Below are 17,723 nucleotides of genomic sequence, written 5' to 3' on the forward strand. Positions count from 1 at the left end.
GCGCCTTGCGCATCTTGGCGGCGGCGACCATCTCCATGGCCTTGGTGATCTTCTTGGTGTTCTCGACACTCTTGATCTTGCCGCGTATTTCCTTGCCGACTGCCATGAGCGTGTTCCTTGGCTTGTGCGTCTCGCCGCGTCAGGCGAAGGACTTCTTGAACGAGGCGCAGGCGGCGTCGAGCTGGGCTTCTGCGTCCTTGTCCATGGCCTTGTCGGCCTCGAGCTTGGCCAGCAGCGGCGCGTGGCTGGTCTTGAGGAACTGGTGCAGCCCCGACTCGAAGGCCAGCACCTGCTTGACCTCGATCCCGTCCATGTAGCCCTTGTTCGCCGCGAACAGCGAGGCGGCCATCAGGCTGATCGGCAGCGGCGAGTACTGCGCCTGTTTGAGCAGCTCGGTCACGCGCGCGCCCCGGTCGAGCTGCTTGCGGGTGGCTTCGTCGAGGTCGGAGGCGAACTGCGCGAAGGCCGCGAGTTCACGGTACTGCGCAAGGTCGGTCCGGATGCCGCCCGAGAGATTCTTGACCAGCTTTGTCTGCGCCGCGCCACCGACCCGCGACACGGAAATGCCGGCGTTAATGGCGGGACGGATGCCGGCGTTGAAGAGCGCCGTCTCGAGGAAGATCTGGCCGTCGGTGATGGAAATGACGTTGGTCGGCACGAAGGCCGAAACGTCGCCCGCCTGCGTTTCGATGATCGGCAGCGCGGTCAGCGAGCCGGTCTTGCCCTTGACCTCGCCCTTGGTGAACTTCTCGACGTAGTCTGCGTTCACGCGGGCGGCGCGCTCGAGCAGGCGGCTGTGCAGATAGAACACGTCGCCGGGATAGGCTTCGCGGCCCGGCGGGCGGCGCAGCAGCAGCGAGACCTGGCGGTAGGCGACGGCCTGCTTGGATAGGTCGTCATAGACGATCAGCGCGTCCTGGCCGCGATCGCGGAAGTACTCGCCCATGGTGCAGCCGGAGTAAGCCGACACGTACTGCATGGCGGCCGAGTCCGAAGCCGGGGCGGCCACGACGATGGTGTAGTCCATGGCGCCGTGCTGCTCGAGCGCGCGCACCACGTTCTTGATCGACGACGCCTTCTGGCCGATGGCGACGTACACGCAGGTCATGTTCTGACCCTTCTGGTTGATGATCGCGTCGATCGCCACCGCGCTCTTGCCGGTCTGGCGGTCGCCGATGATCAGCTCGCGCTGGCCACGGCCCACCGGCACCATCGAGTCGATCGACTTCAGGCCCGACTGCATCGGCTGGCTCACGCTCTGGCGTGCGATCACGCCCGGCGCGACCTTCTCGATCACGTCCGTCATCTTCGCGTTGATCGGGCCCTTGCCGTCGATCGGCTGACCGAGCGCGTTGACCACGCGGCCGATCAACTCGGGGCCAACCGGCACTTCCAGAATGCGGCCGGTGCACTTGACCGTGTCGCCCTCGGAGATGTGCTCGTACTCGCCCAGGATCACCGAGCCGACCGAGTCGCGCTCGAGGTTGAGCGCCAGGCCGAAGGTCGGCGTGCCGTCCTTGGTGGACGGAAACTCGAGCATTTCGCCCTGCATTGCGTCCGACAGACCGTGCACGCGCACGATGCCGTCGGTGACCGACACCACAGTGCCTTGATTGCGAATATCGGCGCTTGCGCCCAGGCCCTCGATGCGGCTCTTGATCAGTTCGGAAATTTCAGCGGGATTGAGTTGCATTGCTTGCTCCGTTCCTAAGGCCGAGGCCTGCAGGGTAAGGACGTTCGCCGGCGGTCAGGCCGTGAGCGCCGCTTTCATTTGTTCGAGACGAGCCTTGACCGAGGTGTCGAGCACCTCGTCGCCGACCACGACACAGATGCCGCCGATCAGCGCCGGCTCGACTTCGACACGTGCATTGAGCTTGCGGCCGAAGCGCCTTTCCAGCGCGCCAAGCACCGCATCCATCTGCGCAGCGTCGATGGGAAACGCGCTGTACACCGTGGCATCCGACACCCCCGAGCGCTCGTTCACCAGGGCCCGGAACTGCAGCGCGATCTCCGGCAAGGCGGACAGGCGGCCGTTGTCGATGACGGTGACGAGCAGGTTGCGCACGCTGTCTGCGAGCGGCGTCCTGACGACACCGGCAATGACGTCGAAGACCTCCTGCGCATTCGCCTTCGGACGGTCGGCGAAGCTGCGCAGCTGCGGGTCGGCCGCCGTGGCGGCCACCCCATCGAGCTGTTCGACGGCTTGCCTCAGGTCGCCATGGCTGGCCACCTGGAACAGCGCTTCGGCGTACGGACGGGCGATCGTTGCGAGCTCAGCCATGGCCTAGAGCTCGACCTTGAGGCGGTTCAGGAGGTCGGCATGCACGCCGGCGTCGACTTCCCTGCGCAGGATCTGCTCGGCGCCCTTGACGGCAAGTGCAGCCACCTGGTCGCGCAGCGCCTCGCGCGCCTTCATCGACTCCTGCTCGGCCTCGGCGCGCGCCGAGGCGACGATCTTGGCGCCCTCCTCGCTGGCGCGGCCCTTGGCTTCCTCGACCATCGACTGCGCCATGCGCTCAGCGTCGGCCAGGCGCTGCGCGGTCTCGGTGCGAGCGGCCGACAACTGCTCTTCGACGCGCTTGTTGGCGACCTGCAGATCGGCCTTGGCCTTGTCGGCGGCCGACAGGCCTTCGGAGATCTTTTGCGCACGCTCGTCGAGCGCCTTCACGATGGGCGGCCACACGAATTTCATCGTGAACCAGACCAGCAGAAGGAACACGATCAACTGCGCGATCAGCGTAGCGTTGATGCTCACGTTGTTGCCTCGATAACGATGGGAAAGATGCCTGCGATGCGCAATCCGCGACGGCTCACGTCGGCAGGTTGGCGATCTGCGCGAGGAAGGGGTTGGCGGTGGCGAACCACAGCGCGATGCCGGTGCCGATGATGAAGGCGGCGTCGATCAGGCCGGCCAGCAGGAACATCTTCGTCTGCAGCTCGTTCATCAGCTCGGGCTGGCGGGCGGCCGCTTCGAGGTACTTGCTGCCCATGATGCCGATGCCGATACAGGCGCCGAGGGCGCCCAGACCGATGATCAGGCCGGCGGCGAGCGCGACAAAGCTAATGACTTCCATGGTGTCTCCTACTTGAGTTGCAAAGAAAAAAAACGAAGAACGAAACGTCAGTGCGTGTCGTGAGCCTGGCCGATATAGACCAGCGTGAGCATCATGAACACGAAGGCCTGCAGGGTGATGATCAGGATGTGGAACACCGCCCACACCCACCCTGCAACGATGTGCCCGAGGAACAGGGCGATGCCCGTTCCCGTGAGCGCGAACGCGCCGCCCATCAGCGCGATCAGCATGAAGATCAGCTCGCCGGCGTACATGTTGCCGAACAGCCGCATGCCGTGCGAGACGGTCTTGGCGACGAACTCGATGATCTGCATCAGGAAGTTCACCGGATACAGGAACCACTTGTTGCCGAACGGCGCGGTGAACAACTCGTGCGCCCAGCCGCCCGCGCCCTTGATCTTGACGTTGTAGAACAGGCACACCAGCAACACGCCGATCGACAGGCCCATCGTGATCGACAGGTCGGCGGTCGGCACCACGCGCAGGTAGTCGGGCGCGCCCACGGCCGGGCCGGCGACATGCCACAGGGCCGGCAGCAGATCGACCGGCAACAGGTCCATCGCGTTGAGCAGGAAGATCCAGATGAACACGGTCAGCGCCAGCGGCGCGACGACGCGGCGGCTGGCGGCGTTGTGGATGATGCCCTTGGCCTGGCCGTCGACCATTTCGACCAGCAGCTCGACGGCAGCCTGGAAGCGCCCCGGCGCGCCCGAAGTCGCCTTGCGAGCGGCCAGCCACAGCAGCCAGCAGCCCAGCACGCCCATCAGGACCGAGAAGAACACCGAATCGAAGTTGATGACCGAGAAGTCGACCACGTCCGTCTGCGGCTTGTTCTGCAGATGCTGGAGGTGATGAATGATGTATTCACCGGCGGTAGGCGCTTGACCTTCGACTGCCATGCTGTTGTTCCTGAAATCTCTCGACTATCGACGCCCGCGCCACAGCAGCGCGAACCAGTTCACCTTCATGCACACCACCATCGTGACCAGCAGCACCGGCCAACTCAACTGCGGCACGACCTTTGCTGCGATCACCAGCATGGCAATGGCCACACCGATCTTCAACATCTCCCAGAACATGAAACCGGCAGCCGCAGCCACCGGGTTTCGTGTTCCGCGTGTCATTCCGCGCGCCAGCAGAGCACTCGGAATGACCGTCGACGCGGCACCGTAGAGCGCCGACCAGGCCGCTCCCGAACCCGGCACGACAGCCCAGGCGATCAAGGCGCAGAGCAAGCCGCAAATCGCCTGCACCGCCACCACCCGCCAGGGCGACACCATCGGCTGCCGCTTTCGCAGCGCCCGGGCCTGTTCGGCACTCAGACTTCGCGAAGCATCGTCTGCCGACTCCGTGCCGGTTTCGGGCCAGTCGCGGGGTTCGTCGTGCGAAGCGCTCGCGTGCATGCTCGGGTCGGCTCTTTTCGGCAAAACGACGGGAGTGTACGTGAAAACCCGCGCTGTTTATGTCGCTTCCAGCCAGTTCCTGAGCTTCGAGCCGCTGCCGCATAACGAGCCGCGGCGCTGAGCGGCCGCAGGTCCGGTTAAACGCCGCCGGTTATCGCGGCGCGCTGAGCAGCGATGAGCAGCGATGAGCGTCAGGTCAGTAAGCGTGGGTGCCGAGGTTGAGCGAATGCACCATCGCCGCATCGGGCGTGCGCAGTGCCTGCAAAGAGGCTTGCGCGGCATGCACGAGCAGACCTAGATCGGAGCCCAGGCCCACGAAGTCGAAACCCGCCGCCCGCACCTGGGCGGCCATTTCCGGCGTGCCGGCCAGGGTGCCGATCGGCAGGCCGGCAGCGCGTGCGCGCTCGGCCGCCTGCGACATCGCCGTCATCACCGAAGGATGTCGGGCGTCGCCGCCGTGGCCCATGGCCGCGGACAGATCGGCCGGCGCGATGAAGAGCGCATCGACGCCCTCGACTGCCGCGATGCGCTCGAGCGTGTCGAGCGCATCCGGGGTCTCGAGCTGGGCGATCAACGCTACCGCCGCGTTGGCCGCACCGGTGTCGAGCCGCTGGGTGCCGTAACGCGTGGCGCGGCTCATAGCGGCGGCGCCGCGATGCCCGAGCGGCGGATAGCGCAGTGCGGCCACGGCGCGCTCGGCTTCTTCGGCGCCTTGCACGCGCGGCACCATCAGCGTGGTGGCGCCGGCGTCGAGCACGCGCTTGAACAGCACCGGATCGTTGCCCGCCAGCCGCACGATCGGCACCAGCTTGGTCGAGGCCAGTGCCTGCAGCAGCGCCACCACCCCGGGCAGTTCGAGCGGCGAATGCTCCATGTCGAGCACCGCCCAGTCGAAGCCGGCATGCCCGATGGCCTCGGCCACCAGCGGGCTGGCCGACATGATCCAGGTGCCCAGCGGGACGCGCTGGTGGCTGGCCCGCGGGTGGGCGTCGACACCGCGGGTCGGGTGCTGCAGCAGTTGCTTGAAGGCATTCATCGCGAAGTCTCCTCGGGCGGGCGTGACGGTCGGGGCGGTACACAAGCCGGAACCCGGCCTGGCCGGTGCCGGCGGTGCGCAAAGGCCGACCTGTCACCGCTCAATACCTCGAGCCGGAGCCTCCCAGCGCAACGCGCAGGTAGTGTGCTCCGGGCAGCGGGTTGAAGTAGTAGGGCGGCACTTCCTCGAAGCCGAGCGAGGCGTAGAGCTCGCGCGCCGCCTCCATCTCGTCGAGCGTGTCGAGCAGCATCGCCGAATAGCCCGCCACGCGGGCGCGGTCGATCAGGGTTTCGGCCAGCAAGCGGCCCAAGCCGAAACGGCGGAAGGCGCGCCGCACGTACAGGCGCTTCATCTCGCAGGCGTTGGCCTCGTCGGCGTCGGGCAGCGGCCGCAGTGCCACGCAGCCGGCCAGCGAGCCGTCGCACCAGGCCAGCAGCAAGGCGCCAGCCGGCTCGGCGTATTCGCCGGGAAGGCCCGCGAGTTCGGCGTCGAAATCTTGAAAGCACAGATCGATGTCGAGCGCGGCGGCGTACTCGCGGAACAGCTCGCGCGCGTCGTCGAACTGCTCCGGCGTGGCCGGCGAGACGAGCACGACGTCGCAGGCCGCTTCCATCGTCAGGGCGACGACGATCCGAGCGAGGCCAGGCCGGCGGGAGGCACGGTCCGGGCCGAAGCAGGCGCAGCACGGGGGGTCGCGGTCATCGGGCAGGCATCGGGGCGGGCGTCTGCGGCTCTGCAGTCGCGAAGCCTGCGGCTGAATTTACACCTTGGACCGGCGGCGGTGTCAACGAGGGCCGAAGGGGTCGAGTCGCTCTGGCCTGCAGCCGCAGACCGTCTTTTGCAGCCTGGCACGTCAGCCGGCGCTTTGCAGCACGACACGGCCGCGAGGCGTGTTCAGGCTTGCGCACAGGCGCGGCACGAGCGCTCCGGCGTCTTGCTGCACCGTCACGTCGCTCAGGCTCAGCGCGGCATAGGCCGCGCTCAGCAATCCGGGCTCGGCGGCCTGCACGCTCAGGGCCGCCAGCGTCACGCCGCTCGCCGGCAGGTCGTCGGTCGGGTGCGAGACGCCCCACTCGATCAGCGTGGGCAAGGCGCCGCCGTGCGGCAGCCGGCCGTCCTCGCGCACGCTGATCTGCCACTGCAGTTCGCCTTGCGGCGTGGCCCGCGAAGCAGCGCTCGGGATGCCGCAATCCTCGCCCAGCGCGGCCAATACAGCGCAGGCGGCGCGGATATCCGCCGTGCGAGCCACGAAATGCAGCAGGCACGGCACTGCCTGCACCGGCGCGGCATCCAGCCCGAACCAGCGGGCGCGCGCCGGCGTCCGCGCGTGCGGATCGATCGCGATGATCTCGAAGTAGGTTTGCGGGAATGCCACGCTGGCGATGCCGAACAGCCGGTTGTGCGTGCCCATCAGCGGATGGCGGCCGCCGGGGCCGGGCGTGATGCCGAGCACCGCCTCGCACCAGGCGACGCCATCGTCCAGGGTTCGGGCCGCCACGACGAGGTGATCGAGCCGGGTGTTCACAGCGAAAGCCGTCCGGCCATGCAGGTGACCGAGTCGCCCCCGATCCACATGTCGGCACGGAGGTCGGTGGGCGTCTCGAAGGCCACCGTGCTGCCGGCATCAATGAGCAGCTTGGCGACGAGCTCCAGCCCCCGCTGCGAGCCATTGGTGATGAGCGCCTGGCCGGCATCGACTTTCCGGCTCTGCGCGCCCAGGTGCGCGGCCATCCATTCGCGCAGCGGGCCATGGCCTTCCATGGCCGCGTATTGCAGCGCCTCCTGGGGCGTGTCGCGCAGCACTTTTGCGGAGGCCCCGCGCAGCGCCTCCACCGGAAAGCCCTCGGCCGACGGCACGCCGCCGGCGAGCGACAGCACGCCTTCGCGTTCGGTCAGCTTGAGAATCTCACGGAGCGCCGAGAAGTTCATGCGCGCGTTGCGCGCGGCCAGGGTCAAGTTCATCGTACGGCTCCGTGCGCCGGCGTAGCGGGCGTAGCGGGCGTAGCGGGCGTAGCGGGCGTAGCGGGCGTGAGCATCCAGTCCAGGGCCTGCCGAACGTGCAACAGGGTGCTGTCGAACCCCGGCACGGCCAGCGCATCCGCGTCGAGCAGCAGGCCGATCTCGGTGCAGCCGAGCACGATGCCCTCGGCGCCGCGATCGATCAGCCGCCCGATCACCGCCAGGTACTCGTCGCGCGAGGCCTCGCGAACGATGCCACGGCACAGCTCCCCGTAGATCACGCGGTGCACGGTCTCCCGGTCGTCGGCCTCGGGCATGAGCAGTTCGACACCGTGGCGCCGTACCAGGTGCGTGCGCAGGAAGTCCTGCTCCATGGTGAAGCGCGTGCCCAGCAGGCCGACGCGCCGCAGGCCCGCGCCAGCCACTGCAGCGCCCACCGCATCGCCGATGTGCAGCAGCGGCAGGCCCGCCTCGAGCGCAGGCGCGAGCTTGTGCATGGTGTTGCTCGCAATGAGCAGGCCCTCGGCGCCGGCCGCGCCCAGGCCCCGCGCTGCGTCGAGGAGCCGCTCGGCCGCGGTATTCCAGCTGCCCTGCTCCTGCAGTACAGCCAGCGGCGCGAAGTCGAAGCTGTGCAGCAGCAGCGGCTCGCTGTGCAGGCCGCCGAGGCGGCGAGCCACACCCTGGTTGAGCGCGCGGTAGTAGACGAGCGTCGATTCCCAGCTCATGCCGCCGAGCAGGCCCAGGGTTCTCACCGCGCACCTCCGGCCGCCACCCGCACCGGCATGCGCTTGCCGAGGAAAACGGTGGCGATGACCGCCAGCGCGAACGCCAGCGTCAGCGCGTCGAGCCGTTCGCCGAGCAAGGGCCAGGCTGCCAGCATCGACAGGAAGGGCTGCAGCAATTGCACCTGGCTCACGCGCACCGTGCCGCCGATCGCGAGCCCGCGATACCAGGCGAAGAAGCCCAGCCACATCGAGAACAGCGCGACGTAGCCGAAGCCCAGCCATGCTGCCGTGCCGACGATGGCGAAATCGACATCGCCGGCCGACCACAGCGTCAGCGGCAAGGTCATCGGCAAGGTACCCACCAGCACCCAGCAGATCACCTGCTCGGGCCGCATGGCGACTGAAAGCCGCGCGCCATAGACGTAGCCGATCGCCGCGCTCAGCACCGCAAGCAGCAGCAGGCCGTCGGCGGCCGCCAGCCGGCCGCCGCCATGCAGCAGCGCATAACCGAGCACCAGGCTACAGCCGGCCACGGCACAGACCCAGAAGCCGCGCGAGGGCCGCTGCCGCAGCACCAGCGCTGCCACCATCGCGGTGGCCAGCGGCAGCACGCCGGTGATCACCGCGGCGTGAATGGCCGCCACCTCGCGCAGGGCGAGCGCCAGCAGGAGCGGAAAACCGATCACGACGCCGGCTGCGGTGATGGCGAACTCACGCAGGTGCCTGCGCGCCGGACGGGGTGCGTCGGTGAGCCAGAGGTAGAGCAGCGACAGCAAGCCGGCCGCGGCGGCACGCCCGGCCGTGACGAAGAGCGGCGAGAGCTGCGGCGCGGCGGCATCGCCTACGGCCAGACGCGTCATCGGTGTGGTGACCGCGAAGATCGTCACGCCGAGCACGCCCAACCACAGGCCGCGCGTTTCATCCCCGTGCCTGGAGGCAGAGTTGGCACCGGAGAGCCGGGCGGCAGACGGGCGTTGCGCAGGCATGCACGGACTTTAGGCGTGTTGGCCAGTAGATTGACCGGTCAAGGCAGTCCGCATAGCTGCTCCTAGGCGGGGGAGGCGGCGAGGTACCCACCCGATTTTCGGGGAACGCCGATGGCGGCCTGCCACACTGCGGCCGACCGATCTACAGTGCCGACATGGATGAAGACACCGTCCCCTTCGGCGACCCGGAACTTTGGCGCGTCAGCGCCTTCCGCCGCGCGATGGAGGGCAGTGCGGACAGCACGCGCTACAACACGCTGAGCCCCTCGCTGCTGGCCGACCTTCAGCGCTTCGAGGGCAACGGCAGCGGCCTGGAAGTGCTCGAAGTGCTTGCCGCCTGCCTGCGCCATCCGCAGGACGTGGCCCTGCACCTTGACCGCGACGACCACGTGCTGCCGCTCACCGTCTTTCCTCGCGAGCGGCTGTTCCACACGCCGCTGCCGCTCGATGCGCTGTACGCCACGCGCTTCGACGCGGTGCGGCTGCTGCAGGTCGAGCGCGCGCTGCTGCATGCGCCGTCCGAGGCGCCGGACGAGATGACGGCGCCGGCCGATCTGTGCCACCCGCTCGGCCCGCTGCTGTGGCACCTGGCCCTGCACGGGCCGCGCCATGAACTGCTGCCGGAACTGGCCGGCCCGGCGGTCTACCGCATCGCACCCGATCTGGAGCTGGTCATGCCGATGACCGGCGCGCTCGGTGGCGCAGTGGCGCGGCTGCAGCAGGAATCGATGTCGCTGCGCGCGCTGGCGGCCTGGCCGGGCTTCGATTCGGAGCGCGCGGCGCGGCTGCTCAACGGCCTGTACCTGCAGGCCGGGCTGATCGTCAGCCGCACGCATCCGGCAGCGGCAGGCGACTCGTGGTTCAGCACGCTCAGTAACTGGTGACGGCGCGGCTTTCACGGCAAGGAAACGCCGAGGCACAGCATGGAACCCCCTCTTTCGCGCGCGGGAGAGGGTTGGCGACGGGGGCGAACCCTCATCCCCGCCTTCTCCCGCAAGCGGGAGAAGGAGCTTAAGCGCCAAGGTACGGCCGACTCCAGCCTCAGGCTGAAGCCAGCGCCTCCCAACGCTCCATTGCGGCCAGCAGTTCCTCCTCGATCTGCGTCGCGCGGGCCTGGGCCTCGGCGACTTGCCGTGCCGGCCCGCTGTAGAAGCCGGCGTCGCCCAGTTGCGCCAGCAGTTGCTGCTGCTCGGCTTCCAAAGTTTCGATGCGCTGCGGGAGGATGTCGAGTTCGCGCTGTTCCTTGTAGGCGAGCTTGCGCTTGGCAGGCGCCGGCTTCGGCGCGGCAGCTGCCACGGCGCCCGGCGCAGCACGGGGCGCCGTGGACGTTGCCGCCGGCAGTACCGCGGCCGGCACCGGTGCAACTGCCCCGCGTTTGGCAGCAGCAGCCTGCAGCACCCGCGCCCGCTCGGACTGCAGCAGCCAATCCTCCACGCTGCCTTCGTACTCGCGCCAGCGGCCCGGTCCTTCGTTGACGATCGTGCTCGTCACCACGTTGTCGAGAAAACGGCGGTCGTGGCTGACCAGGAACACGGTTCCGGCGTAGGTCTGCAACAGTTCCTCCAGCAGCTCCAGCGTGTCGATGTCGAGGTCGTTGGTCGGCTCGTCGAGCACCAGCACGTTGGCCGGCCGCGCGAACAGGCGCGCGAGCAGCAGGCGGTTGCGCTCGCCGCCAGAGAGGCTGCGCACAGGCGAGTTGGCGCGCGCCGGCGCGAACAGGAAGTCGCCCAGATAGCTCATCACGTGCTTGCGGCCGCCGGCGATCTCGATCCACTCGCTGCCGGGGCTGATGGTGTCGGCCAGCGTGGCGTCGAGGTTCAGTGCCTCGCGCATCTGGTCGAAGTAGGCGACCTGCAGGTTGGCGCCGGTGCGCACGGTGCCGCTGTCGGGCGCCAGCGTGCCGAGAATGAGGCGCAGCAAGGTGGTCTTGCCCGCGCCGTTCGCGCCGATGAGGCCGACCTTGTCGCCGCGCAGGATCGTCGCGCTGAAATCGCGCACGACTGCCTTGTCGCCGAAAGCCTTGTTCACCTTCTCCAGCTCGGCCACGATCTTGCCGCTGCGCGCGCCGGCGTCGAGTTCGAGCGACACGCGGCCGATGGAGTTGCGGCGCTCGACCCGCTGCTGGCGCAGGGCATCGAGCCGCTTGATGCGCGCCACGCTGCGCGTGCGCCGCGCTTCGACGCCCTGTCGGACCCACACCTCTTCCTGCGCCAGCAGCTTGTCCTGGCGCGCAGTGAAAAGCGCCTCGTCGGCGAGTTCGCGCTGCTTGGTTGCTTCGTAGGCGGCGAAGTTGCCTGGGTAGGAGCGCAGCACACCTCGATCGAGCTCGACGATGCGCGTGGCTACGGCATCGAGGAAAGCGCGGTCGTGGGTGATGAGGAGGACGCTGCCGCGATAGGCTTTGAGCAGCTCTTCGAGCCAGCGGATCGCGTCGAGGTCGAGGTGGTTGGTCGGCTCGTCGAGCAGCAGCACGTCGGGCGCCGCGACCAGCGCCTGGGCCAGCGCCACGCGCTTCTTCGTGCCGCCGGACAGCGGGCCGACCTTCGCATCGGGCGCGAGCTGCAGCCGCTCCAGCGTTTCGGTGACGCGCTGCTCCCAGGTCCAGCCGTCCATCGCCTCGATGCGGGTCTGGATGGCGTCGAGGTCGTCGCTCGGGTCGTGCGCCTCGTAGCGCTCGCGCAGCGCCTTGGCCTCGGCCACGCCGAGGCTGACCGCCTCGAACACGCTGGCGTCGGGATCGAGCAGCGGCTCCTGCGCCACGAGTGCGAGGCGCAGGCCGCCTTGTAGCTGCAGCGTGCCGTCGTCGGGCTTTTCCAGGCCGGCGATGATCTTCAGCAGCGAGGACTTGCCGGTGCCGTTGCGCCCGATCAGGCCGACGCGCTCGGCGGGCTCGAGGGAGAACGCGGCGTTGTCGAGCAGGGCGACGTGGCCGTAGGCGAGATGGGCGTTGGAGAGGGTGAGGAGGGCCATGGCGGGGAGGAAGTCAACCCGCGATTATCGAAGCCGTCTCTCCAGCACCCGCGGCGCGGGCGTCAAAGCCCTTGCCGAAGGGCCCGCCCGCGACGATCGGCCTCAGGATCGGGCCAACGCCGCCTCCACGGCATCAACGAACACCGCCGCCGCATCGAAGCCCGCCTGCTGCGCGATCTCGGCGAAGCCCGTCGGGCTCGTGACGTTGATCTCGGTGAGCGAGTCGCCGATCACATCCAGCCCCGCGAACAGCAGCCCGCGCGCAGCAAGCACCGGCCCGAGCGCCTCGGCGATTTCCTGGTCGCGCGCGGAAAGCTTCTGCGCCACGCCCTTGCCGCCCGCCGCGAGGTTGCCGCGCACTTCCGTACCCTGCGGAATACGCGCCAGGCAATAGGGCACCGGCTTGCCGCCGATCACGAGGATGCGCTTGTCACCCTGCACGATCTCCGGCAGAAAGCGCTGCACCATCACCGTCTGGGCGCCGAACTTGTTGAGTGTTTCGCTGATGCTGCCGAGGTTGAGGCCGTCCTCGCGCACGCGGAAGATGCCCATGCCGCCCATGCCGTCGAGGGGCTTGAGGATGATGTCGCGGTGCTCGGCATGGAAGGCGCGGATGTCGGCCGCGTCGCGCGTCACCAGGGTCGGGCCGATGAAGTCCGGGAACTCCAGGATCGCCAGTTTTTCCGGGTGGTCGCGCAGCGCGCGCGGCGAGTTGAAGACGCGCGCGCCATCGCGCTCGGCCTGCTCCAGCAGGTGCGTGGCGTAGAAGTACTCGCTGTCGAAGGGCGGGTCCTTGCGCATGAGCACCGCATCGACCTCGCTCAGCACCTGCGGGCGCCCCAGCCCGGACGCCTGCGCGGCGCGGTACCAGACGTCGGGATCGCCGGTCAGCTCGATGTCGCGCACGGAGGCGGTCACGCGCCCCGCGCCCGGCAGCTCGCGCGAGCCGTGGCACCACATCAGGTGCTTCGGTTCGCACACCATCAGCGTGTGGCCGCGCCGGGCGGCCTCGCGCATCATCGAAAAGGTGGTGTCCTTGTAGATCTTGAACGCGCTGAGCGGGTCGGTGACGAAGAGCAGTTTCATGACGGGCGTTTTCCTGGAGGCCGCCACTGTTGCACAAGCCGGGCGATCGTGCCGGCCCGAGCGTCAGCGCAGCGCGGCGGGCGGGCGGGCAAGAAGCCGCCGGCCCGCCCCCTGGGTCACCCGGCCGCCTGCTGGCGCAGGCGGCGCGCCGATTCCTCGGCACGTGCGTCGTCGATCTCGCGCATCACGCCGCCCACATCCACCGCGCCGGTCTTGCGTTCGAAGCGTCCGGTGAGCTGCACTTCGGGGTGCAGCACGCCGCGTTCGTACAGACCCCAGATCTCGGGGCCGAACTCGGTGCGCAGCAGCTCCGGCGCGAAGCGGCCGAAGAAGCCGCGCAGGTTGTCCACGTCGCGCAGCAGCATGCGCTGGGCGTGGTTGTTGCCTGCGGCGTCCACGGCTTGCGGCAGATCGATGATGACCGGGCCGTCCGCGGCCAGCAGGACGTTGAATTCCGACAGGTCGCCATGCACGACACCGGCACACAGCATGCGCACCACCTCCGTCAGCAGGCTGGCGTGATGCGCGCGGGCCTGCTCGGGCGTGAACGCCACGTCGTTGAGCCGCGGCGCGGCGTCGCCGTTCGGGTCGGTCACCAGCTCCATCAGCAGCACGCCGTCGCAGAAGTTATGCGGCTTGGGCACGCGCACGCCGGCTGCTGCCAGGCGGTAGAGCGCATCGACCTCGGCGCTTTGCCAGGCCGCCTCCTGCGCCTGCCGGCCGAAGCGGGTGCCCTTGGCCATCGCGCGGGCCTGACGGGTGTTCTTGACCTTGCGGTTCTCGGTGTAGTCGACCGCCTGCCGGAAGCTGCGCTGCTCGGCCTCCTTGTAGACCTTGGCGCAGCGGGTGTCGCCGCCGCAGCGCACCACGTAGACCATCGCCTCCTTGCCGCTCATCAACTGGCGCACGACGGTGTCGATCAGGCCTTCTTCGATCAGCGGCTGCAGTCTTTTGGGTGCTTTCATTGCGGCGATTTTGCGCTGCGGCTCTTCGCCCGCACGAGTTGGGCGGTCTCGAGCGGCGAGAACACTCGTGGCGCTCCGCTCCGATCGCGCGGCATCAAATCTCCAACTTGGAGCCCAGCTCCACCACCCGGTTCGCCGGCAGGCTCAGGAAATCGGCCGCTGCCGCGGCGTTGCGGTGCATGCTGGCGAAGAGCTTCTCGCGCCACATCGCCATGCCCGAGCCGAGCGTCGGGATGACGATGTCGCGCGACAGGAAATAGCTGGTCTCCATGTCGTCGAGCAGCACGCCGCGGCTGCGCAGCAGGCCGAGCGCCTGGGGCACGTCGGGTTCGTTCTTGAAGCCGAAGTTGAGCGTCACCTGCCAGCAGCACCGGCCGAGCGACTGCAGCTCGCAGCGCTTGCTGAACGGCACCCACGGCACCTCGTGGTGGCGCACGGTGACGAACAGGTTCTGCGCATGCAGCACTTTGTTGTGCTTGAGGTTGTGCAGCAGCGCGTTGGGCGTGCTGCCCTGTTCCGAGGCGAGGAAAACCGCCGTGCCGGCCACGCGATGCGGCGGGCTGACGAACACCGATTCGAGAAAACTCGGCAGGTCGATCGCGTCCTCGCGCAGGCGTGCGCCCATGAGTCCGCGGCCCTGTTTCCACGTCATCATCAACAGGAACATCACCGCACCGATGGCCAGCGGGAACCAGCCGCCCTCGAACAGCTTGATCGCGTTGGCGGCGAGGAACAGCGCATCGACGACGAAAAAGAAGCCAGTCGCGGCGAGGCACAGCGCCCACGGGTACTTCCAGCCGTAGCGGATCACGAAGAAGGTCATCGTCGTCGTGATCAGCATGTCGATCGTCACCGCCAGACCGTAGGCCGAAGCCAGCGCACTGCTCGAGCCGAAGGCCACCACCGCCAGCACGATGCAGCCGTACAGGCTCCAGTTGACGAAGGGCACGTAGATCTGGCCGGTTTCTCGCACGGAGGTGTGCGAGATGCGCAGCCGCGGCAGGTAGCCGAGCTGGATGGCCTGCTTGGTGACCGAGAACGCCGCGGTGATGAGCGCCTGCGAGGCGATCACCGTGGCCGCCGTGGCCAAGCCGATCAGCGGAAACAGTGCCCAGGCCGGCGCCATCTCGTAGAACGGGTTCTTCACCGTCTCTGGCCGCGCCAGGAGCATGGCGCCCTGGCCGAAATAGTTGATCGTGAGCGCAGGCCAGACCAGTCCGAACCAGGCCAGCCGGATCGGCTTCTTGCCGAAGTGGCCCAGATCGGCATAGAGCGCTTCGGCGCCGGTCACGCACAGGATCAATGCGCCGAGCGCGAAGAAGGCCGTGCCCGGGTTGGCCCATATGAACAACAGCGCATGGTGCGGGCTGAGCGCCGCGAGCACCGCAGGATTGCGCGCGATGTGGCCGATGCCCAGCAAGACCAGCACGGCGAACCACAGGACCGTCACGGGTCCGAAGAACTTGCCGATACCGCCGGTGCCGAAGCGCTGGGCGGCAAACAGCAGGGTCAGCACGAGCAGGGTCACTGGCACGATGAAGTCGTGCAGGCCGGGGGCGGCCACCTCGAGGCCTTCGACTGCCGACAGTACCGAGATGGCCGGCGTGATGACGCCGTCGCCGAAGAAGATCGCGGTGCCGAAGATGCCCAGAACCAACAGCCGACGCCTGAGCTCCGGTTTCTCGCGCACCGCCTGCGAGGCCAGCGCCAGCATGGCGATCAGGCCGCCTTCGCCGTGGTTGTCGGCGCGCAGGATCAACAGCACGTACTTGAGCGAGACGATGATCGTCATCGTCCAGAACACCAGCGAGAGGATGCCGAAGATGTTGTCGGGCGTCAGCGGCAGGCGCCCGTGGGCGAATATTTCCTTGAGCGCATACAGCGGGCTGGTGCCGATGTCGCCGTACACGACGCCGACGGCGCCCAGGGTCAGGGCCGCCAGCTTGGAGCCGGTCGGCGCGACGGAGGAACGAGGCTGCACAGGCAGGGATGGGGATCAGCGGGAGCGCGATTGTGCGCCGCAGGTCCACCGCGGGCGATAACCATGTTGCGGTGCAGCAACTCGAGCGCGGCCGACCAGGCAGCACAGCACCGCAGGGTCAGGCAGAGCGGAGCCGGCACGCACCCTACGCCGCCGGCCGCTGTTGCGGTCTCCTATGCGGCGCCGGGCTCGGCGCTTTCGAGTCGCTCAGCGCGGACCGCGCAAGCGCGTGAATCCGCCGGCCTACTCGTACACCTCGGCGTCCGGGTCCGTCGCCTCGAGCTCGTAGCTCGCGCCCAGCATGGCAAGTCGGCCGATCACGCCGTACATGTAGAAGCGATTCGGCGCGCTCGCCCCCGGCTTCTCGCCCGGTTTGGGCAACTGGTGATGCTCGGCGAAGGCCAGCGGCACGAAGCTCGCACCCGGCGCGTTCAGGTTCTCGTCGATGCCGCGCTCGGCGTGCACGCGGTAGAAGCCCCCCACGACATAGCGGTCGATCATGTAGACGACCGGCTCGGCGACCGCGTCGTTCATGCGCTCGTAGGTCGGCACGCCCTCCTGGATGATCACCTCGGAGACCTCCTGGCCGTCCTTGATGACGCTCATCTTGTTGCGCGACTTGCGGTTCAGCTCTTCCAGGTCCTTGGCATCGCGCACGGTCATGATGCCCATGCCGTAGGTGCCGGCGTCGGCCTTGACGATGACGAAGGGCTTTTCCTGGATGCCGTATTCCTTGTACTTGCGGCGGATCTTGCCGAGCAGCGCGTCGGCGTGGCTCTGCACGCACTCCTGGCCCGAGCCGTCCTGGAAGTTGACCTTGCCGCACTTGGCGAACATCGGGTTGATCAGCCACGGGTCCATGCCGAGCAGCTTGGCGAACTTCTTGGCCACGTCTTCGTAGGCCTGGAAGTGCAGGCTCTTGCGCCGCACGGCCCAGCCGGCATGCAGCGGCGGCAGCACATATTGCTCGTGCAGCCCCTCCAGCACCTTGGGGATGCCGGCGGACAGGTCGTTGTTGAGCAGGATCGTGCAGGGGTCGAAGTCTTTCAAACCCAGACGCCGCTTGGTACGCAGCAAGGGCTCGAGCATCAGCGAGGAGCCGTCCGGCAGCGGCAACGGGGTCGGCTCGGTGATGGCCTCGTCGAGCGTGCCCAGCCGCACGTTCAGACCGGCCGAACCGAAGATCTGTATCAGCCGCTGCACGTTCTGCAAATAAAAGCTGTTGCGGGTGTGCCGCTCGGGGATCAGCAGCAAATTCTTGGCCTCGGGGCAGATCTTCTCGATCGCCGCCATCGCCGCCTGCACCGCCAGCGGCAGCATCTGGGGAGTCAGGTTGTTGAAGCCGCCGGGATAGAGGTTGGTATCGACCGGCGCCAGCTTGAAGCCGGCGTTGCGCACGTCCACCGATGTATAGAAGGGCGGCGTGTGCTCCATCCACTCGAGCCGGAACCAGCGCTCGATGGCCGGCATGGACTCCAGGATGCGCTGCTCCAGTTCGTTGATCGGGCCGTTGAGCGCGGTGATGAGGTGCGGAACCA

At 68.1% G+C, this 17,723-nt stretch carries 19 protein-coding genes; 1 reads left to right on the forward strand and 18 read right to left on the reverse strand.

Going from position 1 to position 17,723, the window contains the following annotated elements; translation table 11 throughout:
- The 13 genes from H0W40_RS14675 to H0W40_RS14735 all read right to left on the reverse strand — a co-directional run.
- Positions 1-106: F0F1 ATP synthase subunit gamma (locus H0W40_RS14675; protein ID WP_292447542.1), on the reverse strand; the 106-nt coding region annotated here is incomplete at its 3' end.
- Between the two features lie 33 nt (positions 107-139).
- Positions 140-1,693: a F0F1 ATP synthase subunit alpha gene (atpA, locus tag H0W40_RS14680; RefSeq protein ID WP_292447494.1), complete on the reverse strand. Its 1,554-nt coding sequence runs from the start codon at positions 1,691-1,693 to the stop codon at positions 140-142.
- 54 nt (positions 1,694-1,747) lie between these two features.
- Complete coding sequence (locus H0W40_RS14685) at positions 1,748-2,281, reverse strand: F0F1 ATP synthase subunit delta (protein WP_292447496.1); 534 nt, start codon at positions 2,279-2,281, stop codon at positions 1,748-1,750.
- 3 nt (positions 2,282-2,284) lie between these two features.
- On the reverse strand, positions 2,285-2,755 hold the full coding sequence (locus H0W40_RS14690) for a F0F1 ATP synthase subunit B (protein ID WP_292447498.1): 471 nt from the start codon (positions 2,753-2,755) through the stop codon (positions 2,285-2,287).
- A 55-nt stretch (positions 2,756-2,810) separates the two neighbouring features.
- A complete protein-coding gene (atpE, locus tag H0W40_RS14695) occupies positions 2,811-3,074 on the reverse strand; it encodes a F0F1 ATP synthase subunit C (RefSeq protein ID WP_292447501.1) in 264 nt (87 codons plus the stop codon).
- Positions 3,075-3,121: 47 nt separating this feature from the next.
- Positions 3,122-3,973, reverse strand: coding sequence for a F0F1 ATP synthase subunit A (gene atpB / locus H0W40_RS14700; protein ID WP_292447504.1), 852 nt, complete (start codon positions 3,971-3,973; stop codon positions 3,122-3,124).
- Between the two features lie 24 nt (positions 3,974-3,997).
- Positions 3,998-4,477 carry an ATP synthase subunit I gene (locus H0W40_RS14705; protein ID WP_292447507.1) on the reverse strand — a complete coding sequence of 160 codons (480 nt, stop codon included), beginning with the start codon at positions 4,475-4,477 and terminating at the stop codon, positions 3,998-4,000.
- A 196-nt stretch (positions 4,478-4,673) separates the two neighbouring features.
- The gene (locus H0W40_RS14710; RefSeq protein ID WP_292447511.1) at positions 4,674-5,513 is read right to left on the reverse strand and encodes an aldolase/citrate lyase family protein; all 840 of its coding nucleotides are present in this window, start codon (positions 5,511-5,513) and stop codon (positions 4,674-4,676) included.
- Positions 5,514-5,613: 100 nt separating this feature from the next.
- Complete coding sequence (locus tag H0W40_RS14715) at positions 5,614-6,126, reverse strand: GNAT family N-acetyltransferase (protein ID WP_292447515.1); 513 nt, start codon at positions 6,124-6,126, stop codon at positions 5,614-5,616.
- A 240-nt stretch (positions 6,127-6,366) separates the two neighbouring features.
- Positions 6,367-7,038, reverse strand: coding sequence for a VOC family protein (locus H0W40_RS14720; protein WP_292447518.1), 672 nt, complete (start codon positions 7,036-7,038; stop codon positions 6,367-6,369).
- Complete coding sequence (locus H0W40_RS14725; RefSeq protein WP_292447520.1) at positions 7,035-7,469, reverse strand: hypothetical protein; 435 nt, start codon at positions 7,467-7,469, stop codon at positions 7,035-7,037. The genes H0W40_RS14720 and H0W40_RS14725 overlap by 4 nt, the downstream gene beginning before the upstream one ends.
- A gap of 2 nt (positions 7,470-7,471) precedes the next feature.
- Positions 7,472-8,224 (reverse strand): amino acid racemase, encoded by a 753-nt coding sequence (locus H0W40_RS14730; RefSeq protein ID WP_292447523.1) that lies wholly within the window; start codon positions 8,222-8,224, stop codon positions 7,472-7,474.
- Positions 8,221-9,183: a DMT family transporter gene (locus tag H0W40_RS14735; RefSeq protein WP_292447525.1), complete on the reverse strand. Its 963-nt coding sequence runs from the start codon at positions 9,181-9,183 to the stop codon at positions 8,221-8,223. Before H0W40_RS14735 ends, H0W40_RS14730 begins: the two co-directional genes overlap by 4 nt.
- Before the next feature lie 155 nt (positions 9,184-9,338).
- Between H0W40_RS14735 and H0W40_RS14740 the strand changes: the two genes are divergently transcribed.
- On the forward strand, positions 9,339-10,067 hold the full coding sequence (locus H0W40_RS14740) for a hypothetical protein (protein ID WP_292447527.1): 729 nt from the start codon (positions 9,339-9,341) through the stop codon (positions 10,065-10,067).
- A 157-nt stretch (positions 10,068-10,224) separates the two neighbouring features.
- On the opposite strand, the gene H0W40_RS14745 is transcribed toward H0W40_RS14740, so the two are convergent.
- The 5 genes from H0W40_RS14745 to gshA form a co-directional block, all read right to left on the reverse strand.
- On the reverse strand, positions 10,225-12,153 hold the full coding sequence (locus tag H0W40_RS14745) for an ATP-binding cassette domain-containing protein (protein ID WP_292447530.1): 1,929 nt from the start codon (positions 12,151-12,153) through the stop codon (positions 10,225-10,227).
- A 102-nt stretch (positions 12,154-12,255) separates the two neighbouring features.
- Positions 12,256-13,239: a glutathione synthase gene (gshB, locus tag H0W40_RS14750; RefSeq protein WP_292447532.1), complete on the reverse strand. Its 984-nt coding sequence runs from the start codon at positions 13,237-13,239 to the stop codon at positions 12,256-12,258.
- 116 nt (positions 13,240-13,355) lie between these two features.
- Positions 13,356-14,204: a PA4780 family RIO1-like protein kinase gene (locus H0W40_RS14755; RefSeq protein ID WP_292447535.1), complete on the reverse strand. Its 849-nt coding sequence runs from the start codon at positions 14,202-14,204 to the stop codon at positions 13,356-13,358.
- A 94-nt stretch (positions 14,205-14,298) separates the two neighbouring features.
- On the reverse strand, positions 14,299-16,185 hold the full coding sequence (locus H0W40_RS14760) for a potassium transporter Kup (RefSeq protein ID WP_292447538.1): 1,887 nt from the start codon (positions 16,183-16,185) through the stop codon (positions 14,299-14,301).
- Positions 16,186-16,428: 243 nt separating this feature from the next.
- On the reverse strand, positions 16,429-17,723 hold a 1,295-nt coding region (gene gshA, locus H0W40_RS14765), incomplete at its 5' end, for a glutamate--cysteine ligase (RefSeq protein ID WP_292447540.1).

It is taken from the genome of Methylibium sp. (assembly GCF_013817345.1).
Taxonomy (GTDB): Bacteria; Pseudomonadota; Gammaproteobacteria; order Burkholderiales; family Burkholderiaceae_C; genus Methylibium.